Source organism: Micromonospora sp. NPDC005299 (assembly GCF_042872345.1).
GTDB lineage: Bacteria > Actinomycetota > Actinomycetes > Mycobacteriales > Micromonosporaceae > Micromonospora.
The window spans coordinates 35,675-58,615 of the sequence record NZ_JBIAKG010000003.1 but is presented as its reverse complement, the minus strand read 5'-3'; the positions used below and the strand labels follow the sequence as shown (position 1 = coordinate 58,615).

General features: G+C 70.3%; 33 protein-coding genes. 19 read left to right on the top strand and 14 right to left on the bottom strand.

The window, feature by feature from the left end; all coding sequences use genetic code 11:
• Positions 1 to 6 precede the first annotated feature (6 nt).
• The 8 genes from ACFYPD_RS09470 (at position 7) to ACFYPD_RS09435 (ending at position 5,838) form a co-directional block, all read left to right on the top strand.
• Positions 7 to 516, top strand: a complete 510-nt coding sequence (locus tag ACFYPD_RS09470) for a hypothetical protein (RefSeq protein ID WP_387110741.1) — start codon at positions 7 to 9, stop codon at positions 514 to 516.
• The gene (locus ACFYPD_RS09465; RefSeq protein WP_387110739.1) at positions 513 to 854 is read left to right on the top strand and encodes a hypothetical protein; all 342 of its coding nucleotides are present in this window, start codon (positions 513 to 515) and stop codon (positions 852 to 854) included. The genes ACFYPD_RS09470 and ACFYPD_RS09465 overlap by 4 nt, the downstream gene beginning before the upstream one ends.
• Positions 854 to 1,150, top strand: a complete 297-nt coding sequence (locus ACFYPD_RS09460; protein ID WP_387110737.1) for a hypothetical protein — start codon at positions 854 to 856, stop codon at positions 1,148 to 1,150. Before ACFYPD_RS09465 ends, ACFYPD_RS09460 begins: the two co-directional genes overlap by 1 nt.
• An 8-nt stretch (positions 1,151 to 1,158) precedes the next feature.
• Positions 1,159 to 1,605 carry a hypothetical protein gene (locus ACFYPD_RS09455; RefSeq protein WP_387110736.1) on the top strand — a complete coding sequence of 149 codons (447 nt, stop codon included), beginning with the start codon at positions 1,159 to 1,161 and terminating at the stop codon, positions 1,603 to 1,605.
• A 75-nt stretch (positions 1,606 to 1,680) separates the two neighbouring features.
• A complete protein-coding gene (locus ACFYPD_RS09450; RefSeq protein WP_387110735.1) occupies positions 1,681 to 2,247 on the top strand; it encodes a hypothetical protein in 567 nt (188 codons plus the stop codon).
• A 97-nt stretch (positions 2,248 to 2,344) separates the two neighbouring features.
• Positions 2,345 to 2,728: a hypothetical protein gene (locus ACFYPD_RS09445; RefSeq protein WP_387110733.1), complete on the top strand. Its 384-nt coding sequence runs from the start codon at positions 2,345 to 2,347 to the stop codon at positions 2,726 to 2,728.
• A gap of 17 nt (positions 2,729 to 2,745) precedes the next feature.
• Positions 2,746 to 2,997 (top strand): hypothetical protein, encoded by a 252-nt coding sequence (locus tag ACFYPD_RS09440; protein WP_387110732.1) that lies wholly within the window; start codon positions 2,746 to 2,748, stop codon positions 2,995 to 2,997.
• A 6-nt stretch (positions 2,998 to 3,003) separates the two neighbouring features.
• Positions 3,004 to 5,838: a hypothetical protein gene (locus tag ACFYPD_RS09435; protein WP_387110730.1), complete on the top strand. Its 2,835-nt coding sequence runs from the start codon at positions 3,004 to 3,006 to the stop codon at positions 5,836 to 5,838.
• Here the strand turns inward: ACFYPD_RS09435 and ACFYPD_RS09430 are convergent.
• Positions 5,835 to 6,314, bottom strand: coding sequence for a hypothetical protein (locus ACFYPD_RS09430; protein ID WP_387110728.1), 480 nt, complete (start codon positions 6,312 to 6,314; stop codon positions 5,835 to 5,837). The genes ACFYPD_RS09435 and ACFYPD_RS09430 overlap by 4 nt on opposite strands.
• Before the next feature lie 229 nt (positions 6,315 to 6,543).
• Positions 6,544 to 6,819, bottom strand: coding sequence for a hypothetical protein (locus tag ACFYPD_RS09425; RefSeq protein ID WP_387110726.1), 276 nt, complete (start codon positions 6,817 to 6,819; stop codon positions 6,544 to 6,546).
• On the opposite strand from ACFYPD_RS09425, the gene ACFYPD_RS09420 reads away from it, so the two are divergent.
• The 7 genes from ACFYPD_RS09420 (at position 6,809) to ACFYPD_RS09390 (ending at position 12,252) form a co-directional block, all read left to right on the top strand.
• Positions 6,809 to 9,124, top strand: a complete 2,316-nt coding sequence (locus tag ACFYPD_RS09420; RefSeq protein WP_387110724.1) for a hypothetical protein — start codon at positions 6,809 to 6,811, stop codon at positions 9,122 to 9,124. The two genes, ACFYPD_RS09425 and ACFYPD_RS09420, sit on opposite strands and share 11 nt — an antisense overlap.
• A 14-nt stretch (positions 9,125 to 9,138) precedes the next feature.
• A complete protein-coding gene (locus tag ACFYPD_RS09415) occupies positions 9,139 to 9,582 on the top strand; it encodes a hypothetical protein (protein WP_387110723.1) in 444 nt (147 codons plus the stop codon).
• 4 nt (positions 9,583 to 9,586) lie between these two features.
• On the top strand, positions 9,587 to 11,005 hold the full coding sequence (locus ACFYPD_RS09410) for a hypothetical protein (protein ID WP_387110721.1): 1,419 nt from the start codon (positions 9,587 to 9,589) through the stop codon (positions 11,003 to 11,005).
• Positions 11,005 to 11,322 (top strand): hypothetical protein, encoded by a 318-nt coding sequence (locus ACFYPD_RS09405; protein ID WP_387110719.1) that lies wholly within the window; start codon positions 11,005 to 11,007, stop codon positions 11,320 to 11,322. Before ACFYPD_RS09410 ends, ACFYPD_RS09405 begins: the two co-directional genes overlap by 1 nt.
• Positions 11,312 to 11,521: a hypothetical protein gene (locus tag ACFYPD_RS09400; protein ID WP_387110718.1), complete on the top strand. Its 210-nt coding sequence runs from the start codon at positions 11,312 to 11,314 to the stop codon at positions 11,519 to 11,521. Before ACFYPD_RS09405 ends, ACFYPD_RS09400 begins: the two co-directional genes overlap by 11 nt.
• Entirely contained in the window at positions 11,514 to 11,855 is a 342-nt protein-coding gene (locus ACFYPD_RS09395; RefSeq protein ID WP_387110716.1) for a hypothetical protein, read from the top strand. Before ACFYPD_RS09400 ends, ACFYPD_RS09395 begins: the two co-directional genes overlap by 8 nt.
• 223 nt (positions 11,856 to 12,078) lie before the next feature.
• A complete protein-coding gene (locus ACFYPD_RS09390; protein ID WP_387110714.1) occupies positions 12,079 to 12,252 on the top strand; it encodes a hypothetical protein in 174 nt (57 codons plus the stop codon).
• 68 nt (positions 12,253 to 12,320) lie between these two features.
• On the opposite strand, the gene ACFYPD_RS09385 is transcribed toward ACFYPD_RS09390, so the two are convergent.
• The 9 genes from ACFYPD_RS09385 to ACFYPD_RS09345 form a co-directional block, all read right to left on the bottom strand.
• Positions 12,321 to 12,749, bottom strand: a complete 429-nt coding sequence (locus ACFYPD_RS09385; protein WP_387110713.1) for a hypothetical protein — start codon at positions 12,747 to 12,749, stop codon at positions 12,321 to 12,323.
• 77 nt (positions 12,750 to 12,826) lie between these two features.
• Positions 12,827 to 14,746: a hypothetical protein gene (locus tag ACFYPD_RS09380; protein WP_387110711.1), complete on the bottom strand. Its 1,920-nt coding sequence runs from the start codon at positions 14,744 to 14,746 to the stop codon at positions 12,827 to 12,829.
• Positions 14,747 to 14,831: 85 nt separating this feature from the next.
• Positions 14,832 to 15,569: a hypothetical protein gene (locus tag ACFYPD_RS09375; protein WP_387110709.1), complete on the bottom strand. Its 738-nt coding sequence runs from the start codon at positions 15,567 to 15,569 to the stop codon at positions 14,832 to 14,834.
• A gap of 4 nt (positions 15,570 to 15,573) precedes the next feature.
• Positions 15,574 to 16,041, bottom strand: coding sequence for a hypothetical protein (locus ACFYPD_RS09370; RefSeq protein WP_387110707.1), 468 nt, complete (start codon positions 16,039 to 16,041; stop codon positions 15,574 to 15,576).
• Positions 16,042 to 16,052: 11 nt separating this feature from the next.
• Positions 16,053 to 16,424: a hypothetical protein gene (locus ACFYPD_RS09365; RefSeq protein ID WP_387110705.1), complete on the bottom strand. Its 372-nt coding sequence runs from the start codon at positions 16,422 to 16,424 to the stop codon at positions 16,053 to 16,055.
• A gap of 107 nt (positions 16,425 to 16,531) precedes the next feature.
• Positions 16,532 to 16,840, bottom strand: a complete 309-nt coding sequence (locus ACFYPD_RS09360; protein WP_387110703.1) for a hypothetical protein — start codon at positions 16,838 to 16,840, stop codon at positions 16,532 to 16,534.
• A 76-nt stretch (positions 16,841 to 16,916) separates the two neighbouring features.
• On the bottom strand, positions 16,917 to 17,075 hold the full coding sequence (locus ACFYPD_RS09355) for a hypothetical protein (protein WP_387110701.1): 159 nt from the start codon (positions 17,073 to 17,075) through the stop codon (positions 16,917 to 16,919).
• Between the two features lie 3 nt (positions 17,076 to 17,078).
• Positions 17,079 to 17,972, bottom strand: a complete 894-nt coding sequence (locus ACFYPD_RS09350; RefSeq protein WP_387110700.1) for a DUF2637 domain-containing protein — start codon at positions 17,970 to 17,972, stop codon at positions 17,079 to 17,081.
• Positions 17,969 to 18,169: a hypothetical protein gene (locus ACFYPD_RS09345; RefSeq protein ID WP_387110698.1), complete on the bottom strand. Its 201-nt coding sequence runs from the start codon at positions 18,167 to 18,169 to the stop codon at positions 17,969 to 17,971. Before ACFYPD_RS09345 ends, ACFYPD_RS09350 begins: the two co-directional genes overlap by 4 nt.
• A 142-nt stretch (positions 18,170 to 18,311) precedes the next feature.
• On the opposite strand from ACFYPD_RS09345, the gene ACFYPD_RS09340 reads away from it, so the two are divergent.
• The 3 genes from ACFYPD_RS09340 (at position 18,312) to ACFYPD_RS09330 (ending at position 20,354) form a co-directional block, all read left to right on the top strand.
• Positions 18,312 to 18,539 (top strand): hypothetical protein, encoded by a 228-nt coding sequence (locus ACFYPD_RS09340; RefSeq protein WP_387110696.1) that lies wholly within the window; start codon positions 18,312 to 18,314, stop codon positions 18,537 to 18,539.
• Positions 18,540 to 18,794: 255 nt separating this feature from the next.
• A complete protein-coding gene (locus tag ACFYPD_RS09335) occupies positions 18,795 to 19,886 on the top strand; it encodes a hypothetical protein (protein ID WP_387110694.1) in 1,092 nt (363 codons plus the stop codon).
• Between the two features lie 129 nt (positions 19,887 to 20,015).
• Complete coding sequence (locus ACFYPD_RS09330) at positions 20,016 to 20,354, top strand: hypothetical protein (RefSeq protein ID WP_387110692.1); 339 nt, start codon at positions 20,016 to 20,018, stop codon at positions 20,352 to 20,354.
• A 186-nt stretch (positions 20,355 to 20,540) separates the two neighbouring features.
• Here ACFYPD_RS09330 and ACFYPD_RS09325 read toward each other — a convergent pair whose 3' ends face one another.
• The 3 genes from ACFYPD_RS09325 to ACFYPD_RS09315 all read right to left on the bottom strand — a co-directional run bounded on the left by ACFYPD_RS09325 (position 20,541) and on the right by ACFYPD_RS09315 (position 21,862).
• Entirely contained in the window at positions 20,541 to 21,128 is a 588-nt protein-coding gene (locus ACFYPD_RS09325; RefSeq protein WP_387110690.1) for a tyrosine-type recombinase/integrase, read from the bottom strand.
• Positions 21,041 to 21,499, bottom strand: coding sequence for a tyrosine-type recombinase/integrase (locus ACFYPD_RS09320; protein WP_387112306.1), 459 nt, complete (start codon positions 21,497 to 21,499; stop codon positions 21,041 to 21,043). Before ACFYPD_RS09320 ends, ACFYPD_RS09325 begins: the two co-directional genes overlap by 88 nt.
• A gap of 177 nt (positions 21,500 to 21,676) precedes the next feature.
• Entirely contained in the window at positions 21,677 to 21,862 is a 186-nt protein-coding gene (locus ACFYPD_RS09315) for a helix-turn-helix transcriptional regulator (RefSeq protein WP_387110689.1), read from the bottom strand.
• 485 nt (positions 21,863 to 22,347) lie between these two features.
• Between ACFYPD_RS09315 and ACFYPD_RS09310 the strand changes: the two genes are divergently transcribed.
• Positions 22,348 to 22,842, top strand: a complete 495-nt coding sequence (locus tag ACFYPD_RS09310) for an NUDIX domain-containing protein (RefSeq protein WP_387110687.1) — start codon at positions 22,348 to 22,350, stop codon at positions 22,840 to 22,842.
• Positions 22,843 to 22,941 lie beyond the last annotated feature (99 nt).

The window sequence follows — 22,941 nt, the reverse complement described above, 5'->3', positions numbered from 1 at the left end:
TGACCCATGCCGATCCCCGCTGGCCCTGACCCGACGTCCGCCGGTCAGATCATCCAGGTGTCCGACCTGCCCGCGAGCCTGCAATCCGCGGAGCTGGTCGACGTGATGGTTGCCGGCGCGAACGCGAAGGCGTCGCGGGTCGCCCCCTGCCTGGCGTCCATCGACCCCGCCCCCACCGCGGACCAGCTCGCCGAGGCGAAGCTGATCCTGATCGGTGCGGTCAAGCGGTGGTCGGAAGCTGGGGCGGGAGCGTTCCAGCAGCAGACCGCCGGCCCGTACTCCGTCTCGACGGACACGCGGCAGCGGTCGGGGTTCAACCTGTGGCCCAGCGAGATCGAGGCGTTGCAGGCGCTGTGCCGCACTGCGGGGCCGGCGGCGGCGTTCGCGGTCGACACCGCCCCCGGTGGCGGCAGCATCCACTCGCCGATCTGCGCGCTGATGTTCGGGGCGTTGTACTGCTCGTGCGGGGCGGACCTGACCGGCTCTTTCCCGCTGTACGAGGTGGTGGAGCCGTGATCTTCCCGCACGGGGAGACGGTGACAGTGCTGCGCGCGCAACTGGTCGACGACGGGTACGGCAACCCGGTCGGCGACTGGTCGACCGCTGGGAGCATCCCGTACGAGGGGTGCGCGGTCGCGCAGGGCACACGAGGCAGTGAGATCCTCGCCGACCGGAACGCGGTCCTGTCCGACCTGGTCGTCTTCATGCCGTCCGGCGTCGATGTGAAGGCGACGGACCGGCTGGAGGTTCGCGGCCGGGCGTATGAGGTGGTCGGGGAGCCGTTCGACTGGGTGAACCCGTTCACGGGGATGGCGTTCGGGGTGGTCGTCTACTGCAACCGGGTGGAGGGGTAGTGGCTACCAGGGTGCGCGTCAAGCTGAACCGGCGCGGGATGCGGGACCTGCTGCGGTCCGAGGGCGTCCAGGCGATGTTGGGCCGGAAGGCGGAGGCTGTCGCCGAGCAGGTGGAGTCGGCCGGGATCCGGGTGGACGGTACGCCCGGACGGGTTCCGCTGCCGGTGGCGGTCGATGTCGGTGCCGGGGCGGGACGTGCTCGCGCTCGGGTGATCCTCGACCACCCGTCTGGCCTCGCTGTCGAAGCCAAGCACGGGGTCCTCACCTCGTCCATCGACGCTGCCCGGGGTGCCTGATGCGGCCGGTGGCGTTGTACCCGGACGCGGAGCTGGTGGCGGTGACGTGGCTGCGTGCCCGCCTGGCTGAGCGTTCGGAGCCGTACGCGGAGGGGGTGACGGTGGGCACCAAGGTGGCGCCCGCGCAGTCCCCGGGGAAGTACGTGCGGCTGCGCCGGCTGGGCGGGGTGGAGCTCCACGAGGTGGCCGACTCGCCGCGGTTGCAGGCGCAGGTCTGGTTCCAGACCGGCGGCTCGTCGGATGAGAAGAACCGCAACGACCTGGCCCAGTTGGTGTGGGCGCTGCTGCGCGGCGCCCAAGGCCAGGAGGTGACCGTGGCTGGCTGGCCGCGGCCGGTGGTCTGCTACCGCGTGGCCACGTTCTCCGGGCCTGTTCCTGTCCCCGATCCGGCCGACGGCACGCGCACGATCTCCCAGCTCACCGTCGAGGTGGGCATGCGCGGACGGCCCGCGTAACCCTCAGCTCGCGCCCGCGACTGACCAGTACCCGGCGACCGCCGGGCCCTCACCATGCATTCAGGAGGATGACCCATGGCGGTCGACATCGACCTCATCAGGGCGTACACCGACGGCGCCGTCTACACCCACGACCCGGACACCCCGGGCCTCATCACCGCGCCCACCAACGCCACGACGGCGCTGGCGGCCGGGTTCCTGGCCATCGGGGCGGTCAGCGGCGATGGTCTGACCGAGGCCACCTCGCAGGACCGCACCGACGTGTTCATCTGGCAGGGCAACGCCTTGGCGAGAAAGATTCCCGGCCAGTACACGAAGACGTTCACCTTCGCGGCGGCCGAGACGAACATGCTGACGCTGGGCATCCAGTACGCCGGCTCGACGATCACGCAGACCGCTGAGGGTGTCTCCGTTGAGGAGAAGCCGCCGTCGGCGGACGTGCGGGCGTGGGTGCTGCACGGCATCGACGGCGCCCGCCTTCAGCGGGTGTACCTGCCGAAGGCTGAGGTCACCGAGCGCGGTGACGTGGTGTGGTCGTCGGGTGACGTGACGGTCTACGAGTGGACCCTGTCGGCGTACGTGGACGGTTCCGGGAACGTCGCGTACCGGTACTACGCCGACGACACCCTGGCCACGCCGTAACCCCATGAGCGCAGCGGCGGGCCCGTCAGCGGGCGCGGGGCCCGCCGCTGCTCTAGCCCGCAAGCCCGCAAGCAGGGAGCACCATCCGATGAGTGACGTGTTCGACCTCGACGCCGTGGCGGCCGAGGAAACCAAAGCACCGCTGACGTTCACCTGGCACGGCCAGGAGTGGACCCTCGCCCACATGACCGGCGTCGACTGGCGCGTGGTTGAGCTGGCCAACGAGGGTGACGTGGAGGCCATCCGCAAGGCGTTCCGCCTCGCGATGGGCGCGGAGCAGGCCGACCGGTTCGACGAGCTGCCGCAACCGATCGCGGCGATGACCGCCCTGTTCAAGCGGTGGCTCGACCACAACGGGACGACCGAGGGGGAATCGACGGCCTCGCCCGACTCCTCCGGGAGCACGGCGGGGCCATCGAAGCGTCCCTCGAAGCGCACTACCCGGGCGTCCGGCTCGGGCACCTCTTCTCGGGGGCGCTGAGCCCTCGCCGGCTGCTGGTGCTGATCCGGCACCTGCCGGTCACGTCGCCGCTCGGTGTCGCGCTCAACGGTGACGCCGCCCGGTGGGGTGTCACCGAGCATCTCTTGGCTACGGCCGTGGATGCGCTGCTCGGCGCGAACTGGCAGCGGGGCGGTGGGAAGGGCCAGCGGCCGAAGCCGGTCCGTCGGCCGGATCCGCGGGCGGAGAAGCGGCGCCGCGAGTACGTGGGCCGGCTGCAACGACTGGGCCTGATCAAGCACGGGGGGTGATCGTTCGTGGCGGGTACCGAGGTGGGCCAGGCGTGGGTGACGATCATCCCGTCTGCGAAGGGCTTCGCGAAGAACCTCCAGAAGTCCATCGCGCAGGAGCTCTCCGGGTCGGGCCTCGACAAGGCCATCGCCGATGCGCTCGGCGACCGGAAGCCCATCAAGCTGCCCGTCAAGCCGGACGTTGACCCGAAGTCGGTCCCGGATGAGCTGCCGATACCGAAGGCGAAGAAGCCCAAACTGCCGGTGAAGCCCGAAGTCGACCCCAAGGATGTGCCGGACAAGATCCCGGTGCCGAAGGGTAAGGAGCCGGAGCTTCCGGTTGAGCTGGATCCGCTCATCGGCGAGTTCCAGTCGCAGGTGCGTCGGCAGGTCGCCGCCCTGTCCCGTGAGGTCAACGCCAACATCCCGGTCGGGGCTGACACTGCGGGGCTGCGGTCGGAGTTGGCGGCGCAGATCGCCTCCGTCGAACGGCAGCTGAAGGTTGAGGTTCCGACCGAGCCGGCTGCGCGGCGGGAGTACGAGGCGAAGCTGCACGCCCTGGTCGCGGAGGTGTCCCACAAGGTCAAGGCGTCGGTGAAGGTTGAGCCGGAGGTTGACCGGAACAGGTTCCGCACTGCCCTCATGTCGGGGGTGTCTTCCGCTCTCGGTCAGGTTTCGTCGGCGGCGTCGACGATGGCGGGGGTGGTGTCGAACGCGACGTCCAGCCTGGCGGGGCTGGCGACGGCGCTGGTCGCGTTGTGGGCCGGCGCCACGTTCACGGTGCCGGCTGTCTACCTCGTTGGCGGGGCGATCGGGTCGCTGCCCGGCATCATCACCGGTGCCGTGGCCGCTCTGGGTGCGTTGTCGCTGGGCATGATGGGTATCGCCGACCACTTCAAGGAGGTTTCCTCCGGTGGTGGTGGGGCCGGGGAGAACCTGGCGGCGCGGGCGCGGCAGGTCGCGCAGGCCACCCGCGGGGTGGAGTCGGCGCAGCGGTCTCTGGCGCGGGCGCAGCGTGAGGTGGTCCTCGCGCAGCAGGCGGTCACGCGGGCCCGCGAGGATGAGGTTGAGCGGCTCCAGGATTTGAACCGGTCGGTCAAGCGTGCCCATAAGGACGAGCGGGACGCGATCCGGGCGGTCAAGGACGCGGAGGTGGCGCTGGCTGACGCCCGTGCTACGGGCCGCTCCGATGAGATCAAGGATGCGTTGTCGGCGTACGAGGACGCCGTCCTCGATTTGGAGGATGCGCGGGACGCGGTCGACGACCTGGGCAAGGAGCAGAAGAAGGCCGCGAAGGTCGGGGTTGAGGGTTCCGACCAGGTGCAGGATGCTCTCCGCCGTCAGCAGGACGCGGTTGAGGGTGTGACTGCGGCGAATGAGCAGTTGCTGTCGGCTCAGGAGGCGTTGCAGGCCGCGAACGAGAAGCCCCCGTCTGGGGGTGGTGGGGCGGCGCAGGAGCTGATGAAGCTGGCGCCGGCGGCGCAGAAGTTCGTCGACACGATCAAGTCGTTGAAGCCGGCGTTCGAGCGGTTGCGGTTGAACGTGCAGCAGCGGCTGTTCGAGGGGCTCGACAAGTCGGTGCGCAAGCTGGCCACGGCCTGGTTCCCGCAGCTCAACAGGACGCTCGGGGACTACGCGTCCACGTTCAACAGGCTGGCGAGGGAGGCCGCGGCGTCGCTGCGGAAGAAGTCGTTCATCGACAACATGGCGGCGGGGGCCGAGTCCGCGCGGAAGGCGTTGGAGCGCATCGGCCGGGCGGTCGCGGGGCCGCTGGTGGACGCGTTCGGCCGGCTGTCGCGGGCGGCTGGGCCGTTCGTTGAGCGGCTCGGCGACGAGCTCGGCAAGGTGATCGAGGACTTCTCGAAGTGGATTGAGAAGCTCGACAAGAGCGGCAGCCTGGACACGTTCTTCGAGCAGGCGTCGACCATCCTGTCGGACGTTTTCGACATGGGCCGTGACATCTTCTCGATCTTCGGGTCGATCGTCCAGATCCTGTTCGGGGAGCATGACGCCTCGAAGTCTCCGTGGGAGGGCCTGAAGCTCACGCTCGACAAGATCGCGGAGTGGTTCAAGGACCCCGAGAATCAGCAGAAGGTCAGGGACTTCATCGATCGGATCTGGAAGTTCCTGAAAGAGGATCTGCCGGAGGCGATCCGGAAGACGAAGGACGCCATCGACACCGTCGATGGGTGGTTCGACACGATCGAGGAGTGGAAGAACAAGGTCACCGGGTTCCGTGACCGGGTGAAGGAAGCGTTCGGTCAGGTCACGGGGGCGCTTCGGACGGTCGCCGCGCCGGTGACGTTCGTGCTCGGCGAGTTCTCTCGGCTGCGGTCGGGGGCGTCGGGGCAGGTGTCGTCGGTGGTGGCGACGATGCGTGGTGTTCCTGGCCGGATCGTGTCGGCGTTGGGTAACACGGGTCGGATGCTGTACCAGGCCGGCCGGAACGTGGTGCAGGGGCTGATCGACGGCATGTGGTCGAAGTTCGGTGCGCTGCACGGTGTGGGTGCGGCGGTGGCGCAGGCCGTCAGTGACTACCTGCCGCACTCTCCGGCGAAGCGGGGTCCGCTGTCGGGGTCGGGGAGCCCGTACCTGTCTGGCCGCAGCATCGTGGGGATGCTGTCGTCGGGGGTCACTGACACGCTCGGCGCTGCCCGGTCGGCGGCGTCTGATTTGGCGGGCACGTTCGCCCTGTCGGGTTCGTCGGGGGCTGGCTTGCCGGCTTCGTCGCCGTCGGTGCCGGCGCCGGGCCAATTGACGGCGCAGTGGGTTGGCGGTGACGGGGATCCGATCGTGCGGGCGATCCGGGAGCACACCCGCATCTACTACGGCGGGAGCTCGCAGGCGGCGTTCGGTAGCTAGCCGATGGCCAGCTCGACCGTCCTGGCCAGTTCCGCCTCGGTGTAGTCGAGCCGGCCGACGGTGGGCACGTCCACCCCGTAGTTGCCCCGCCCGGCGGGGACGGTGAGGGTGAACGGCACCTCGCAGTCGCCGCCGGTCGGCTTGCCCATTTGGAGGGGCGCGTAGGCGATCAGCGCGTCGGTCTTGTCGGTGACGACCACCGGGGAGTCGGGTCCCTGGCAGATGCCCTCATCGCGGGTGAACTGGCCGGGCTGAAGCCGTACCTTCCCGGCCAGCGTGTACGTCTCCCCGGTGATGTCGACGCCCGGCACCGAAACCGAGACGCTCGGCTGCGGCGGTTCGACCACGGCCGGCGCTGCCTCCTTGCCGAGCACCTTCTGGGTGATGGCAGCGGACGTGACGACCACCAGCGCCATCACGGCGAGAGCGAGGACAGCGTTGGCGGGGGTCAGCCAGATACGGCGGGCTTTGGTCACTAGTCCAGTGTGCACACGCGGTCACCGGCTGCGTCGGATGATCGGCTGTTCGTGGATGGATGGGGGGTGCGCCAGTGTGGCCGGATGACCGGGAACTGCCCGTCGAGTTGGAGGCCGCTTTCGGGGCGAACCTGCTGGCTGATCCGGGCACCTGGTCGTGGACGGACCTGTCGTCGCGGCTGAAGAACGAGCCGATGCGTAACAGGGCTGGCCGGTCGTCTGGTGCCGGTCAGGTGTCGCCGGGCACGCTGTCGGCGACGCTGCTCAACGACGACGGGGCGTTGACCCCGCGTAACGCGATGAGCCCGTACTGGCCGAACGTGGCTCTGGGCACGCCCCTGCGGGCACGGTTCCGCCGCGGTGAGGACACGTTCGCGCGGACGGTGAGCAGCGGCTGGGGCACCGCCACCTCCGGGCAGGCGTGGACGACCGGCGGCACCGCCGCAGCGGACTTCTCCGTCGCCGGCGGGGTGGCCCGGCATGCCCACCCGACCGTGAACAACATCCGTCGCACCTACCTGGCCACCTCGCTGGCCGACTCGGAGCAGGTGATCGACGTGGCCACGTCGGCGCTGCTCACCGGTGCCGCCCTGGTGACGGGGTTCCTGTTCCGGTACAACTCGGCGACGACCACCTACTACTGGTTGCGCTGCGAGTTCAACCCGGGCGCCACCAACGTCATGCTGAAAATCACGAAGTGTGTGGGGGGCAGCTTCACCGACCTCGCGGTACTCAACCTGGTCCCGTCGCTGACCTATGCGGCGAACACGTACCTGCGTGTGCGGGCGTCGGTGGTCGGCACGCAGCTGGCCATGAAGGTGTGGTCCGCCGCCGGTGCGGAGCCCGCGGGTTGGCAGCTCACCGCCACCGACACGGCGATCACCGCGGCTGGCGCGACCGGCCTTCAGTCGTGGCTGGTCGCCGGGAACACCAACACCCTGCCCGTGACCGCGCTGCACAAGAACTACGCGCTGCGGGTGGACCTGGCGAACAGGTTCATCGACCAGTGGGAGCCCACCTTCCTGCCGATCCGCCCGGGTGAGTCGGCGTCCGCCGCGCGGATCACCGCTTCGGGTCTGCTGCGCCGTCTCGACCAGGGCGTCAAGCCGGCCCGGTCCGCCCCGGCACGGTTCATCCCCACCACCAGCCCGGTCGCCTACTGGCCGCTTGAGGACGGGCAGCTGGTGACTGAGGGCACCGCGGCGGTGGGCGGTGAGCCGATGCGCCCGTTCGTTGGCACCCACCCGTCTGGTGCGGTGGTGACGTTCGCGCAGTGGGGTCGGGGTGAACTGGCGCCGTGGCTGCCTGACGCGCTGTCGAGGACTGGTAGCCACGGTCTGGCGATCGTGTGGGCGCCGGTGCGTATGGGTGCGACCAGCCAGTGGTGTGTTGACTTCATGTACCGGTCTGGTACGGACGCCAGTGACTCGACGGTTGACGTGAACCCGTCGTATCTGCCGGGTGGTGCGCTGGGTTGGCCCCAGTTGACGCTGCTGCCGGACTTGCAGGGCGTGGACGTGTCCATGAACGGTGAGTCTGAGGTCGGCGGCACCGCCTCAACCTTGTTCGACGGTCAGCCGCATCATGTGCGCTGGTTCGTGTGGCAGGACGGCACGAAGGTGTCGTGGGGTGTCTACGTCGACGGCGTGGGCGTGAATGGCGGCAGCACCACCGGGAACATGACGGTGCCGCCGGTCACGTCGATCGCGCTGGCCGCTGCGGCGCAGGCCGGCGCGGACATCGCCCAGGGGCATCTGGCGGTGTGGGCGTCCAACCCGAACCACCCCGCGTGTGTGGCGGCGGCGTTCGGTAATCCGGGCGAGCCGGCCGCCACCCGGGTGGCGCGGCTGTGCGCCGAGGAGGGCATTCCGGTGTCGGTGCTGCCCGGCTACAGCGAGCCGATGGGCCCGCAGCCCACGGCAGGGGTGATGGACCTGCTGCGGGAGGCTGAGGCCGCCGACATGGGGGTGCTGTACGAGCTGGGCTACGGGTTGGCGTACCGACCGCGTGAGGCCCGCTACAACACCCCGACCGCCATGACTATCGACCTGGCCACCTACGCCGTGTCCGGCCGCAGCGACAACGTGCTTGAGCCGACGTACGACGATCAGGGTTTGCGCAACGAGTGGACGGTCAGCCGCGTCAACGGCGCTTCCGCCACCGCCCTGGATGCCGCCCATCAGCAACGCTCGGGGGTGTACGACGACTCCGAGGAGCTGAGCGTGGCCTCCGATGGGGTGCTGGCGGATCACGCGTCGTGGCGGGTGCGCCTCGGCACGGTGGACGAGCTGCGGGAGGACACGTTCCCTCTCGACCTGGCGGCGAATCCGGCGCTGGTTGATGGGTGGCTGTCGTGTGGTGTCGGCTCGCGGATCCTGCGGACCAACCCGCCCGCCCAGTACGGGGCGGATCCGTTGGACCGGCTGGTGGAGGGCTGGTCTGAGACGATCGGGCCTCGGTCGTGGCTGGTGCAGGTGAACCCGTCTCCGGCCGCCGCGTGGGATGTCGGCGTCGTGGACGTCAGCCGTGAGGGCTCCGACGGGTCGACTCTGAACAGTGCCATCCCGAACGCCACGTGGGGATCCTTCGAGATCAAGTCGACCGCGTGGAATGGTCCGTGGACGACCGTCGCCGCGGACTTCCCGATGCTGGTGAAGGTCGGCGGTGAGGTCATGCGCGTGTCAACGATCGGCGGCACCGGCTCCGTGCAGACCGCGATCGTGTCCCAGCGCGGCGTGAACGGTGTCGCGCGGGCGTGGCCAGCCGGCACCCCGGTCGACGTCTATCAGGCCGCTGTTGTGGCGTTGTGAGCAGGAGGTAGCAGATGCCGGCAGGGCAGATCGTCCGCGCAGGTCAGCGGCCTGGGGAGCGGATCGGGGTCACCACCCGCACGTCGGACTCGGCTGCGTTCACCACCACGGAGGTGGTCATCGACTCGATCACCGTGTCGCTGGTGCAGGGCCGCACCTACAAGATCCGGTGGACGGTGGCGTGGGTGTCCACGGTGGCGAACGACACCGTGTTCTCCCGCATCCGGGAGAACAACGTGACGGGCACGCAGTTGCAGATCCTGCGCATCAACATCCCCACCACCGGCGGCCTGGGCACACGCTGGGACGGCACGGTCGAGGCCGAGTACACGGCGGTGGCCAGCGGCAACAAGACGTTCGTGGGGACGGGCACCCGCGCGACGGGCACCGGCAACATCGTGGCCGACGCGGACGCCACGTTCCCGATCCGGCTGTACGTCGAATACGTGTCGGGGTGATGACGTGACCCGTGTCGGCTGGTGCCCTGGCGGGCGCCCCGTGGCGGAGATGCTGGCCATGTACCCGGGCACCACCGCCGTGCGGGTGTTCGTTGGCGTCGGGAATCCGCTGCCCGCCTGGGACGGTCCGGTCCTCGGACCGATCCCCGCCGGGGTGCTGGTGCACCTGTCGTTCAAGACGAACAGCGTGCCGGAGCTGCTGGCCTGGGCGGCGAAGAAGCCGGCCGGCCTGCTGCTGCTGTTGACGTACGGCCATGAGCCGGAGCAGCAGAAGTACGGCGACCCAACGGTGCAGCAGTTCCACGCCCGCTGGGGCGAACTGGTGCCCGCGTTCGACGGCCACCCCATGCGGGACGAGATCCTGCTCGGGCCCGTCTACACCCGCTACTGGTGGCAGGACAACGCCGGGGACATGCGGTGGCTGGTGAAGGTGCCGGTCGACTTCGTCGGCTGGGACGTCTACAACAACGGCGCCGGCTACCGCACCCCCGACGACCTGCTCACCATCCCCCGGGACGTCGCCAGGCGGACGGGCCTGCCCTATCTGATCGCCGAGCTGGGGGCGATCCGCGTGTCGGCGGACCGGGACGGCGCCGGCCGCGTCCAGTGGATGCGCGACATGGTCGCCGCCGCGGAAAGCGACGGGGCGTGGACGGTGTGCTGGTTCCACAAGGACGAGTGGACCCTCGCCGGCCAGGACCCCGAGCAGGCGCAGCTACGACAGCTCATCCAGGAGGCATCCGTGGACTGGCACCTCGCACCCTCGCTGAAGGTGCTCCGCGACGAGATCAACGCCCGCTGGCCGGGCCGGGACCACACCTCCGACGGGACGGTCGGCGACACCCGGCACCAAGCCACCAAGAGCGACCACAACCCGAACATCCGCGGCTCGGTCGACGCCGCCGACTTCGACGACGACGGCCTCGACTTCGACGTGGTGTTCGCCGCGATCAAGCGGCACCCGTCCGCCCGGTACGTCATCTACGAGCGGAAGCTCTACCACCGGCTGCGCGGCTGGAAGCCCGAGCCGTACGACGGCGTCAACCCGCACGACAAGCACTTCCACGTCTCCATCGACCAGACGGTGAAGGCGGAGCAGAACACGCAGCCCTGGGGACTCTTGGAGGACGACGTGACACCCGAAGACAAGGACGACATCGCTAACCGCGCGAAGCTGCGGGTGCTCGGCGACCCGGGGGTGCAGATGGCCCTCGGCCGGATCGCGAAGCTGGAGAAGCTGGTCAACGGCATCGTCGCCACCCTGCCCGGCCTCGACGACGCCACCCTGGCTGAGGTGCGCCGGATGGCCGACGCCGACACCGCCCGGGACGCCAAGCTGACCGAGCTGGTGCAGCAGTACCAGTCCGGCGGCATCGACGCCAAGGCCGTCGTCGACGAGCTGGTCGCCCGGCTCCAGCAGTAGTGGAATGGCTGCCCACGGCGGCGGCCAGCGGGGGGCCGTGGGCGCTGCTGGGTGGCGTCATCGTCACAGTGGTCGGGCTGGTGCTCAAGGGCCTCCTGGTCCCCGCACCGCACGTCGACCGCATCGTCAAGGCGTACGAGACGGTCATCGCGGAGAAGAAAGACGACGTGACCGCGTGGAAGGCCGCACATGCCGTGGAGGTCGAAGCCAACCGGGTGCTCCGCGACCAGGTCGACAAGCTGCTGGAGCACTCGCAGACCTCCGCCCACGCCTGGCAGGCCATCAAAGCGGCAGCGGAGCGCGCCGATGAGGCGTAGACGCTGGAAGGCACCCGACCCGGAACCGCAGGAGCTGGAGCAGGCACGCAGCGCCGTCGCCGAAGCGGTACGCCGGCTCAACAGCGCCCTGTCCCGGCAGCCGGAAGTCGACAAGGCGCACCGCGTCCAGGAGAAGATCCGCCGGGAGAACCACATGGCACCTCGCATCGCCTCAGCGCTGGGGGCACACGGTGACTGACTTCCTCCACTGGCAGGGGTGGCTCACCCTGAACATCTGGCTCTGCTGGATCGGGCTCGCCCTCGCGGCGTCCTTCCCGATCCGGTATCACCTGCGGACGGGTGGTGCGTGGCACCGGACCAGCGAGGGCCGGTGGATGCTGTACGGGCGGGCCCTGATCGCGGCCGTGCTGGCCTTGACCCTGGTGAACTACTACTTCCCGGGCTGGCCGGGCCAACGGGTCGCGTCGTTCGTGCTGTTCGCCGCGTTCATCGCCCACCTGTACTGGCCGCACCTGCTGCTGTCACAGGCGCAGCGCGACCGCGAGCGTGACCGGGAGCCGGCTCGCCGCTAGCCGCAGGCGTGCTCGTGCTGCACCCTGCGCCCGCAGCCTTCCCGCTGGCAGCGCCACTGGCGGCCCATCGCCCCACAGCGTTCACAGGCACCCCACGCCGGGGTGGTCTCCGGGTTGCCGTCCGGGTCCCGGTGGCCGGCTTGGCACGGCTCCGGTATCTCCGCCCACCCGGCGGCCGTCTTCCGATACCGCGTCACACCCGAACCGTACCCAGGAGGAACCCGTGAACTGGAAGCCCTACGCCAAGGCAGTCGTCGGCGGCCTCGTCGCCGGCCTGACCGCCTTCGGGACAGCCCTCGCCGACGACCGCGTCACGAACGCCGAATGGGTGGGCGTCGGCCTCGCCACGCTCGCTGCCCTCGGCCTGGTCTACGCCGTGCCCAACAAGCCCGCCTGACCTCCGCTGCACAGACTGCGGCCCCCCTCGCCTTCGTGGCGAGGGGGGCCGCTTTCGCGTGCCCGCGGTCAGTACACCAAGCCAACCTCCGCGCAGGCTCCGGTGAAGTCCAGCGCGCTGGCAGCCAACCCCGCCTCCATCGCCGCCTCGTCGTCGGCGCCCTGGGCAGCCTTCGCGAGCTTCACGTGCTCATCCAGGAACACGCCGGCCTGAACGATGGACTGCTCGCCGGACTGCTGCGCCTCGGACACCACCTCTGCGTACGCGTCCAGCCCGTCACCGTCAGCGTCGAGGGCGGCAGCAGCTTTCTGACAGGCGCTGACGGCGTGGGAGTCGGGCCCGTTCTTGGACGGGGATGGAGCGGCGGATGTGGCGGCGGCTGTGGTCGGCGACGAACTGGTGGCCTGGGCTGACGGCTTGTCGTCGCCGCCGGAGCAGCCGCCCAGGGCGAGGGCGACCAGAACGGCCACCGCGGGAAGGATGCGGGTACGGGTCATGCCCCGGCACCATAGTCGCCCAGGTCAACGACAAAGCCCCACCGCGCTTGCGGTGGGGCTGCTTCGTCCTGTCCGGGTCAGGCGGCTCGGGCCGGCTCGTACCGGCCGTACCCGCCCCGCGCGATCTCACCCGCCTCCATCAACTCACCGAGCAAGTTGTGCACCTGCCGCTCCGAGTAGCCGGTCGCGTCCTGGATCGCCTTCGGGCCGGTGTGCCCAGCGCGGATCGCCGTGAGCACCTTGTGGTGGCCCTCCCGCAGCGCCTTCCGCGCCTCCTGCTGCGCCTGCGCGACCATCTGCGACCACGACGGGAACGACGCCCCACCGAACACCTGCAGGGCGTCGCCGTCCCCACCAGCGGCCTGCTGGGGCGCCGGGGCAGGCTGGACCACCACACCCGCGCGGCGGGCAGCGATCCGCCGGCGGGCCTCCTCCAACGCGTTCTCCGCCAGCTCGTGCCGGTGCAGGTAGCTCTGCCCCCACGCCGCCGCCGACCCCGCGTCCAGCGACCGCCACACGATGCGGCTCGGCCACACCTTCCGCTGCTCGTCGCTGACGTAGTAGCCGCGGAACGGCGCCGACCGGGCCTCCGGGTCCGGGTCGATCAGGTAGGCGTACCCCGGCAGCGGCGGGAACGACGTCGGGTCCACCTCAACCTTGAACACCGTCTTCGCGTTCGGGTCCTTCCCCCGCAGCATCACCCCGTTGCCGGCCAGCAGGTTCGACCGGATCGCCTCCGCGTTCGATGACCCGGCGCCCCCGAAGGCGTCCAGGGTCGGGGACTGCGACGCCAGCAGCAGCGCCACACCGACCTTGCCGCCCTCCCGGGCGATCGTCGCCGCCAGATACTGGGTGCGCTGACACAGCGCCGGGTTCTCCATCTTCGACAGCGGCTTGTGGCACTCGTCGATGATCCCCAGGAGGCCCGGTCGGTCGGTGGTGGGCGTGAACCCCTCCAGCCCCTCGACGGCGTTCTCGTCCTGCCGCAGCAGCATCACCAGGTGCATCCCCTCCAGCATCGCGAGGATCTGCTCGTGAGTGCGCGCCTTGAAGTCGGCGTGCTTCATCAGCAGCGGCGACGACGCACCGCCCTGCCCATCGCCGTACAGGATCACCGTCGGGTGGCTGACACTCGCCGCCAGGGACATGGCCACCGACTCGATGAGCCGCGACTTGCCCGACCCGGTGCCGCCCTGCGCGTACCCGCCCCACAGCCGGTTCGCGGTGTACGCCTTCCACCGGGCGACGCCCTCCCCGTCGGTGAACGGGCCCAGCCGCACGCAGCCGGTGTCCCGCTCGAACGCCGCCGGGCCCGGCCAGTCCTGGTCACCACGGATCGGGGAACGGGTGACGACGGTGAGCAGCGCCGTCGGCTCCGCCTCGGTCGGGTGCCGCTCGACGATCAGCTCCTGGTCGGGCCGCAGCTTCAGCCCGCCACGGACGACCCGAATCTTGTCGAGGACCATCCCGTAGTGCTGCCGGCCCGCCCGCAACCGCAGAGCGAACCGGTAGCCGGACGCGAACGGCTCCGGGCTGGTCAGCCGCGACCCGGGCAGCACCCCATCGGAGCAGCCGATGTTCTCCGACCACAGCCGCTGGTACTCCGACCGGGACACCTTCGGCTGGATCAGCCCGACCGGGTGCTGCCGCCACCAGTGCATCGACAGCCCGTACCCGAACGCCATCAGCAGCCCCACCGCGCCCAACGACAGCCCGGCGACGGTCACCCCGGTCAGCCACACCCCGGCCACCGCCAGGAACGCGTAGGCGCGGCGGCGGGCCTTCTTCCCGAACACCCGCCTACGCACCTGCGCCGCCGCCACCACGGCGACGGCGAACGCGGCACCGGCCACCCACCGGGCGACCTGCTGCTCGTCGCCGCTGACGTGCGCGGCGATCCGCGCCGCCCCGGCGGCCACGACGAGGGCGCCCACGGCGGCGTGCGGGGCGAGCTGCTGCCGCAGGCCGCCCTCTACCGGGGTGTCGGTGGTGTGCATGGTTCTCCTTCTGTCCGGTGTCCCGGCTTCCACCGCGGCGGCGCAGACGGGGGATGTCTGCGCCCCACGGGAGGAGCCGGGGCGACTACTCGGCGAGCAGGAAGTCCTTGTCGGCGGCGTCCTGCTGGCCCTGGTAGGCCTCCTTGACGTTCATCTGCCGCTCCAGCTCGGACTTGTGCGCGGACCATTTGGCGGCGGCGACCCCGGACGCCTCCATGGCCTCGCGGGCGGAGCCGACGGCGGCGCCACCCATGCCGCCGGATTCCAGGGCGCCGACGTAGCCCTCCGCGCCGGCGGTGGCGAACGAGTTGTGGGCGGACGCGGCGGCGTCGGCGAACGCCATCGCGGTGGACAGGCCCGTGACCTCGGAGCTAGCCATGGTGATCTCCTTCTCGATCTGCTTGGGGTTGGGGAACATCGGGATGACGGGGGCGAGGGGGCGGTTGTCGGGGATGGTCGGCGGCTGGGGCGGGGCCGGTGGCTCGGGGCGCGCGGGTGGGGCGGTCGGCTCCGGCGGCTTTCGCGCGGCCGGGGGCTCGCGGACGACGTCCACCATGTCGTCCACCGGCGCCGACTTGGCCTTCACCGCTGCCCGCCGCTTCTCCGTCTGAGCGGCCAGAGCGTCCGAGTAGAGGTCACCCAGCCACTCCCGGGTGCCGTACCGCGGCTGACCTGCCACCGTCTGGCCGGCCGTCGCCGCGCGCTGCTTCTTCAGCTCGTAGCGCGGGTTCGGGGTGCCCTTCACCGCGTGCAGCACATCCGTGGCGGCGGTCTTCGCCATCCAGGTCAGCACCCAGATCCAGAAGAGGACTTCGATACCCATGGCGTCACGCCCCGGCCGGGACGCCGGCGGACTTCTTGATGACCCGCCGGGCCATCAGCAGCGCGCCGACGATGCAGGCGATGGCCAGCCCCACGGCGCTGTCCGTGCCGAGCCACTGGACCAGGCCGTCGTTCACCCAGCCCATCAGCCCGTCGAACCAGCCGCCGATCGTGTCGCCCAGCTTCCCGGGCGCCGCACCGGCCACGGACGGCATGGCGATCACTGAGTAGACGGCCGCGTTGTTCGGGGTCATGTCGACCAGCAGGTCGATCGCGGTGGTCACCGCGAGGATCAGCAGCACCAGCACCGGCACCCAGTGCCACGGCAGCTTGTCCGCCGCCTTCTCGATCCAGTCGCCGAGGAAGGTGCCGGCCGCTGCGGTCCCGCCGACGGCGGCGATGCCCAGCGAGAACCAGGCGAGGGTCTTCACCCCCTTCTGCTGAATCCGCTTCACGGTCTTGTTCTTCGACACCGGGACTCCTTTCAGAGGAACACCCGCAGCGCCACGTCGGCGCCGGGGTGGATGACGTGGTCGACCAGCCAGGCGACCGGGGGCAGAGTGGAGAGCAGCTTGACGGTGACGACGGTGACCGCGAAGCGGGCCGGCCGCTCCATCAGCCACTCCCACGTCCGGGCCGCCACCAAAGCGGGGGCGGCCACCATGGCAAGCCAGATGAGGCCGAGCCGGCGGGCCGGGCCGCGGAGTTGTCCGGTGTACCGGCCACGCCGCGCGTAGAGACGCATCGTGTCGACAGCCGGACGCCGCTCGGTGAGCAACGCCGGCGGGGTGCAGTAGGCGCCGAACTTGGCCAGCCACGCACGCGTGTCGAACGGCCGGCGCTCACGCTCGGTCATTGCAGGGTGCAGAGTTGCGGGCTTCTCCGGCACGATCCCGCGCTCAGAGGGCACGCCGGGGGAGTCTGCACTGCAGACTGCAGTCTCACGATCCGTCACGGTCTGGGTCACAGCTTCACCTCCACGTCGGCGCGGTGGCTGTCCGCCGAACGGCGGGCGCGGATCGCCACCCACGCGAGCGCGTACAGCACCACCAGCGCCACCCAGGTCACCGGCGACTCGACGTCCACGCGGCCGGTGAACCCGCCGACCAGCAGACCGCCTCCGACCAGCGCCATCGCGGCGACCGCGCCGTTCGCGGTCATCTGCGCCGGACTCGGCCAGCGGGTGTGCACGTACTGCGCCGACGGCGCGACCAGGACCACCTGGCTGTCGGACTCGGCCCGCTGCTCACGGGCCAGGACGAGGTCCGTCATGATGGGGCTCCTTCCTTTCGGGGTTGGATGCGGGTCCCGGCCCGGCTGTAGGAGGTGGGACCGGGACCCGCGGCTTCTACTGGGTGGGGATGCGTCGCACGATCTCGGCCAACAGGCGAGCCGCCTTGGTCCGGCTCGCCGCCGCCGCGGAACTCCGCAGGGCGGTGTACCTGCCCGCCATGTCCATCTCCTTGCCGTACTCGCGGATCAGCTCGACCACGGTCAGCTCCTCCATCGGTCAGCTCTCCTTCGTGGTCGCTGCGGCCAACTCGAACTGGTGGCCGTTGGTCTGCGTCATCTCGCGACGCGCCTTCACCTCGCGGCGCAGCGTCGCCTCCGGCACGTCCGCGTCACGCGCCGCGCCACGGATCGACGCGCCCTCCTTCAGCACCGCGTCAAGCGCCTGCGCCAGCGCCGCGTCACGGTCGGCCGGAGGGGCGCTCACCGGCCGGCGCATCACCACCTCACGGGTGCGTCGCGACGGCGCGTCAGCCTGCGTCACAAACCGCGTCACCGCAGGTTGCGCGGGCTTCGACGCGATCGACGCGGGCGCGTCAAGGGCCGCGTCAACAGGCCGCGTCACCGCCGCCGGAAGCTGCGTCACCGGCACCGTCACGGGCGCGTCAGCGACCCGCTCGACCGGCGCGTCAACCGGCTGCGTCAGATCCTGACGCGGTGGCGCGTCACCGCCGAACACGCTGGCCGCCTCAACGAGCGTCACGAGCAAGTGCACCGACAGGGCAAGCATCACAGCGGGGATCGCCGACACCGCGAACCGGACCTTGGCCTCCTCGATCACCAGAGCGGAACCGGCGGGCGGGACGGCATGCAGGCCGTTGCAGGCGATCGAGATGCCGGCGCCCGCCAGCACCACGGCCCACGGGTACCAGGCGGTCTGGCCGGTCATCCGCCGCAGGACCACCGCGGCGATCGTCGCGACAGCCATCGCCCCGTCCACGGAAACGGGCAGCAGCCACGCCCACTCGGTGCGGATCCGGGAGGCGATGCCGACAGCACGGATCGCGTCGTACGACAGCGCGAACCCGGCCACCGTCACGGCCAACGTTCCGGCGGAGGCGACAACCCCCGCGAGGACCCCGAAGGCGACGGTGCGGACCTTGGGCCAGTTCATCGGGCGGCCCCCACCTGGGCGACGTGCTGGGTGAGGCCGGTGCCGTCGCACGCGTAGAGGACCGCGTGGTCCAGGCCGAGCGCGACGACCCACTGACGCGCGATCTCGACCGCCTCGACGGGGTTGGAGGCGTCGAACCGCTCGGTCCCGGTGAACCGGTCCCCGGCGGCGTAGAGGTCAGCTCGGTAGTTCGGCATGCCCGCCAGCATGACACATCTTGGAAAGGTTGGAAAGGTTGGTAGAGTGCCTGACATGTTGAGCCCTCCCATCGCTCCCGCGCTGGGCCTTGCCATGCGACCATTGGTCAACTTGCAAGACCTGGAAGACCTGGGAGACCACATGGGCGAGAGCGGGTACCTGACCATCAGCCAGGTCCGCGACCGCCTCATCGCCGCCGGCTACCACGACAGCACGCAGACCATCCGCCGACTCCTGACCGACAGGAAGCTGGGCGAGGAAGGCGTCGACTGGTACCGCACCGAGCGGGGCGGCTACCGGATGGTCTCCCCGGAAGCGGTGGACCGGCTCATCGCCGAGCGGCGTCGCAAGTCGAGCGACACCCGCTGATCACCGTCCGCCACCCGCCGGTCGACAAGATCCTCAGATAGCGAAGAGATCCTCACGTCCGATCCGGCCATACCGGACAGTCGATCATCGGACGGACAGCACAAGCCGTCACCGACACAACTCGCATAGTGTGAAGACTCTTGTCCTGCGCCAAGATGGAACTTCCACCAAACGCGGACCACACTGCTAGGCACGACACAACGGGAAGTCCCGCCGACGGGACAGGCAGACACCACCGTGGGGGAGGTGACCGCCATGACCAACACCGCACGCCGCTGGCTCCTGGCCGGCGCCTTCACCGCCGCCGGGATCGCCGGCGCCGCGGCCTACGACGCCGCCACCCACGCCGCCCACGCCTCCGACAAGCCCGCCGCCGCGGTCGACTGCCCGGGGGGTGTAGTCGACCAGGCGGCGCGGCTCCCCAACCAGGCCAGCACCCGCGCCAAGGCGACCGTCGGCCAGGTGGCAGCCGAGAAGCCGGGGCAGGACGAGCCCGCTGAGGAGCCCGCCCATACGCCCACCCCGCCGGCACCCGAGCCCGAGACCACACCGGAGCCGGAGCCGGAGCCCACGCAGGAACCGACCATCCCCGCCGAGCCCACCGTCGAGCCGACCCCCACCGTCGAGCCGACACCGGCCGACGAACCCGTGGTCACGGAGCCGCGCACCACCGAACCCACCCCGGCCCCGACGCCGACCCAGCCGGTCGTGGACGTGCCCCCGGTGGTGCCGCCCGTCGAGGTGCCGCCGGTCGTCGAAACCCCGCCGGTCGTCGAGCCCACCCCGACCGCGCCGGCCCCGACACCCGCCCCGGTCGCCGACGTGCCGATGATCCTGCCGTCCACCGACCCGGCGCCGCTGCCCGACGCACCCGCCACCAAGCCGAAGCCGAAGCCCGTGGCCGCCCCGGCGCCCGTGCTGCCGGTGCAGCTGCCCGTCGTCATCGGCCCCACCGCCGACCACGTCGAGCACACCGCCACCGTCGGCGAAATCCCCGGCGCCGCCGCCGTCGAAGCCGATCCCGTACCCGACTGCACGGACACCGGCCACGCCATCAATCTGGACCGGGACCTGATCCGGCAGCTCATCGACAGCCTCACCGCACCCACCACCCAACCCAAGGTGAAAGCTGTACCCGGCTGCCCCGGCAAACCCAAGCCGGCACCCGACCAGCCCGGCTGCACCGGCGCCGCCACCACCAACGCGGCCGGCAGCAGCAACACGCACTTCTACGCCGACACCACCACCGGACTCACCCTGCCCGTGCTCGACCGCCTCGAGCAGGTACGCGCCCGCTCGGCCATCCCCACAGGCCGGCACATCTGCGTCGAGCCCGGACCCGCCTAAGCCTCACCATCGGCCTGCTGCGGAGAGCAGGCCAGATGCGCCGGGGACCCCCGGCAGGAGGCAGGCGGCCCGCGAAACACCCGCCTCCGATCAACCCGTCCCAACCGACGATCGGAGTTGAATCAGCACATGAGCACCGCCCCGAAACCCCCGACCAAGATGCTGCTGGGCGCCACCTGGCTTTCCGCGGGCATCACCATCGGCATCTGGTCCGTCACCTTCGTTGGGAGCTTCGTCTTCTCCGGCATCCCCGCCAACCGCATGCCCTACTACATCGGGGCCGGCCTCCTGGCCATGGCCGCTACCAGTTACCTGGGAACGCAGTACGTCGTGCAGAAGCACCGCCGCGACGCGTGGTGGGAGGGCTTCGCCGCCGGCGACGAGCCCGGGGGAGAGGTCATCCAGCTCGGCGACTTCCGCCGCGACGGACGCGACACGCGCGGCTTCGGCACCGGCTCGACCAGCTAAATCACTCGGAGTAATCTGTGGAATGTGTACAGGACGGTGTACTGACCTTCTCTGACTGGCCCTGAACCGGGCTCACATCAGGGCTCTGAGCAGGGACATTCAGAGAAGGTCAGTCCCATCCAACACGCTCGTAATGCGTAGGTCGACGGTTCGATTCCGTCAGGCGGCTCGGTACAGAAGCCCAGGTCAACGACCTGGGCTTCGCCGTTTCCCGAGGTCGACAACGCCGCCGCTGGCGGTGCCAGTCCGCAAATAGTCCGCATCCCGCGCCGCGACCGCCTCGTCCAGCCGGTTGGCGACCGCGTCCAGGTCGTCACCGAAGAGCCCCGCGTACACGTCCAAGGTCATCGACGCCGAGGCGTGCCCGAGCATCCGCTGCACCGCCTTGACGTTGGCACCCGCCGCCACGGCCAGACTCGCCGCCGTGTGCCGCAGGTCGTGCGGAGTTAGCCCAGCCAGCCCGACCGACGCCGCAGCCGGTGCGAAGACCCGGGACCGGAAGTTGGTGTTACGCAGCGGCCCGCCGTTCGGAGCGGTGAACACCAGCGCGTCCCGACGCTTGCTGGCGACGTGGGCGGCCAGCTCGTCGACGAGGAACCGCGGAATCGGCACCGACCGGCGCTGATGGTTCTTCGGTGTGCCCTCGACCAGCTCCCCGCCGACCTCCGCGAACGCCACCGCCACCGTCACCCGCCGCCGCAGCAGATCCAGCCGCGACACCCGCAACGCCGACGCCTCACCCCACCGCAGCCCGGTGTAAGCCAGGAACCGCACCAGCAGCCCGTACCGCCCGCACGCCTCCGCGAGCTCGCCACCTGGTCGTGGTCAAGGAACACCGGTTCCTCCCGCACGACCCGAGGTAGCCGAACGCCATCTGCCGGATTCCGGGACATCCGGCCGTCCCGCACGGCATGCGCCAGGGCCAGCGACAGCACCCGGTGCGCGTACCGGACCGTTGCCGGGGCGAGGCCGGAGGCGGTGAGCCGCTGCACCCAGGCCGCTACCTCCGCGTACGAGACTGCCGAAAGCGGGATGTCCTCCCACGTCGGAAGGATCTGCCGCCGTAACGCCAACTCGTACCGGGCACGGGTCGACGGCTTGAGCTGCACCTGAGCCGCCATCCACTGCGCCGCCCAGGCACCCACGGTCACCCGCGCCCGAGCGGGGTCGATCCAGTCGCCCCGCGTGATGGCCGCCTTGGCAGACGCCTCCCACCGCTCCGCGTCCGACTTCCGGTCGAAGTGCCGAGCGACCTCCTTCCCGGACGCGTCCCGGACCCGAGCCCGCCACTTCCGATTGGGCCGCTTCTCGACGCTCACCGGCTACCCCGCCTGCTTGACGAGCCAGGCCCGCACATCGGCCGGGTCGTAGCGCAGGTGACGACCGACCCGAGACGCACGCGGCCCGATTCGGCGGTATCGCCACTGATAGAGGGTGCTCACCGGAACGCCGAGGAAGGTCGACACGTCCTCAGCCGTCCACAGCGGTTCGATGGTCCGGGCCTTCATGCTGCTCCCTCCTCGGCCGTGGCAGTTGCCGAAACATTGGGTGGTGCCTGATTCCGTCTCGCAGCATCAAGGCGGCCCGCAAGCGGGCCGCGCCGGCCCGGCCCCGGCCTGCTGGCGACCTGCGGCCGGCATCGGCCGGGCCGGCCGGCCACGCTTCAAGGAGCCATGAACGAGAGGCTGAGGCGGGACGATCGCCATCGGGGTTGCTGGCCGTTGACGGCGGGGCGATCGCTGCCGCGCAGCAGAGCTGCTTGCCCCTGAGTCACGTGGGCACCGCCCGCGGTTCGATGACGACGAGGACCAGGGCGTGATCCATCCCCCAGGTGCCCCATCCTCTACGCCACCCGCCCGACCTCAAGGGCGCTGCGCGTCGGCACGCCGATGGCCTTCGGCCACCCTTGACCCCGACCGGGCGCCGCAGTTGTCGGCACCTATCCGAGGGATGGGGACAGCGTGGTGACGTAGACCTGGCTAGGGTCGCCGCCATGCCTGTCCCCGAGTTCGTCCTGGCACTGCGATCGAAGATCGGTCACGACCCGTTGCCGCTACACGGTGCGACGGCCATCGTCTTTGACGCACAGGGCCGTCTCCTGCTGGTCCGCCGATCCGACAACAGCAGATGGGCCTTGGTCACCGGATGCCTGGAGCCGGGCGAGCAGCCCGCGGCGGGAGCCGCCCGGGAGGTGCGCGAGGAAACCGGCGTGTCAGCGACGGTCGAACGACTGGTCAGCGTGGAGGCGCTAGATCTCTCCGTCGCGGCCAACGGCGACCAGGTGTACTGGCTGAACGTCGTCTTCTGTTGCAGGGCCACCAGCGGCGCGGCGAGGGTCAACGACGACGAGTCGATCCAGGTGGCATGGTTTGAACTTGACGCCCTACCGCAGCTTCCGGAGCACCACACGCGCTATCTGACGCACGCGCTCGCCGAGGACCAAGGTTCGTGGTTCGCCAGACCCGTCGTGCCACTCACGTGCCAGTAGCCGGTACCCCGGATGGGTTCACCACCGGGCATGAACGGTCAGGCTATGCGTGCCTTGACCTGGCCCACCAGGAACTCATCGGCCATGATCTTCGTCCTT

What these genes read in the sequence shown, in the direction of transcription:
- ACFYPD_RS09415 (WP_387110723.1), top strand. Translation starts at nt 9,139, where the DNA reads ATGCCGGCAGGGCAGATCGTCCGCGCAGGTCAGCGGCCTGGGGAGCGG.
- ACFYPD_RS09450 (WP_387110735.1), top strand. Translation starts at nt 1,681, where the DNA reads ATGGCGGTCGACATCGACCTCATCAGGGCGTACACCGACGGCGCCGTC.
- ACFYPD_RS09425 (WP_387110726.1), bottom strand. Translation starts at nt 6,819, where the DNA reads ATGTTGTTCACGGTCGGGTGGGCATGCCGGGCCACCCCGCCGGCGACG.
- ACFYPD_RS09470 (WP_387110741.1), top strand. Translation starts at nt 7, where the DNA reads ATGCCGATCCCCGCTGGCCCTGACCCGACGTCCGCCGGTCAGATCATC.
- ACFYPD_RS09330 (WP_387110692.1), top strand. Translation starts at nt 20,016, where the DNA reads ATGAGCACCGCCCCGAAACCCCCGACCAAGATGCTGCTGGGCGCCACC.
- ACFYPD_RS09335 (WP_387110694.1), top strand. Translation starts at nt 18,795, where the DNA reads ATGACCAACACCGCACGCCGCTGGCTCCTGGCCGGCGCCTTCACCGCC.
- ACFYPD_RS09385 (WP_387110713.1), bottom strand. Translation starts at nt 12,749, where the DNA reads ATGACCCGTACCCGCATCCTTCCCGCGGTGGCCGTTCTGGTCGCCCTC.
- ACFYPD_RS09375 (WP_387110709.1), bottom strand. Translation starts at nt 15,569, where the DNA reads ATGGGTATCGAAGTCCTCTTCTGGATCTGGGTGCTGACCTGGATGGCG.
- ACFYPD_RS09345 (WP_387110698.1), bottom strand. Translation starts at nt 18,169, where the DNA reads ATGCCGAACTACCGAGCTGACCTCTACGCCGCCGGGGACCGGTTCACC.
- ACFYPD_RS09360 (WP_387110703.1), bottom strand. Translation starts at nt 16,840, where the DNA reads ATGACGGACCTCGTCCTGGCCCGTGAGCAGCGGGCCGAGTCCGACAGC.
- ACFYPD_RS09380 (WP_387110711.1), bottom strand. Translation starts at nt 14,746, where the DNA reads ATGCACACCACCGACACCCCGGTAGAGGGCGGCCTGCGGCAGCAGCTC.
- ACFYPD_RS09365 (WP_387110705.1), bottom strand. Translation starts at nt 16,424, where the DNA reads ATGACCGAGCGTGAGCGCCGGCCGTTCGACACGCGTGCGTGGCTGGCC.
- ACFYPD_RS09340 (WP_387110696.1), top strand. Translation starts at nt 18,312, where the DNA reads ATGGGCGAGAGCGGGTACCTGACCATCAGCCAGGTCCGCGACCGCCTC.
- ACFYPD_RS09315 (WP_387110689.1), bottom strand. Translation starts at nt 21,862, where the DNA reads ATGAAGGCCCGGACCATCGAACCGCTGTGGACGGCTGAGGACGTGTCG.
- ACFYPD_RS09350 (WP_387110700.1), bottom strand. Translation starts at nt 17,972, where the DNA reads ATGAACTGGCCCAAGGTCCGCACCGTCGCCTTCGGGGTCCTCGCGGGG.
- ACFYPD_RS09310 (WP_387110687.1), top strand. Translation starts at nt 22,348, where the DNA reads ATGCCTGTCCCCGAGTTCGTCCTGGCACTGCGATCGAAGATCGGTCAC.
- ACFYPD_RS09355 (WP_387110701.1), bottom strand. Translation starts at nt 17,075, where the DNA reads ATGGAGGAGCTGACCGTGGTCGAGCTGATCCGCGAGTACGGCAAGGAG.
- ACFYPD_RS09400 (WP_387110718.1), top strand. Translation starts at nt 11,312, where the DNA reads ATGAGGCGTAGACGCTGGAAGGCACCCGACCCGGAACCGCAGGAGCTG.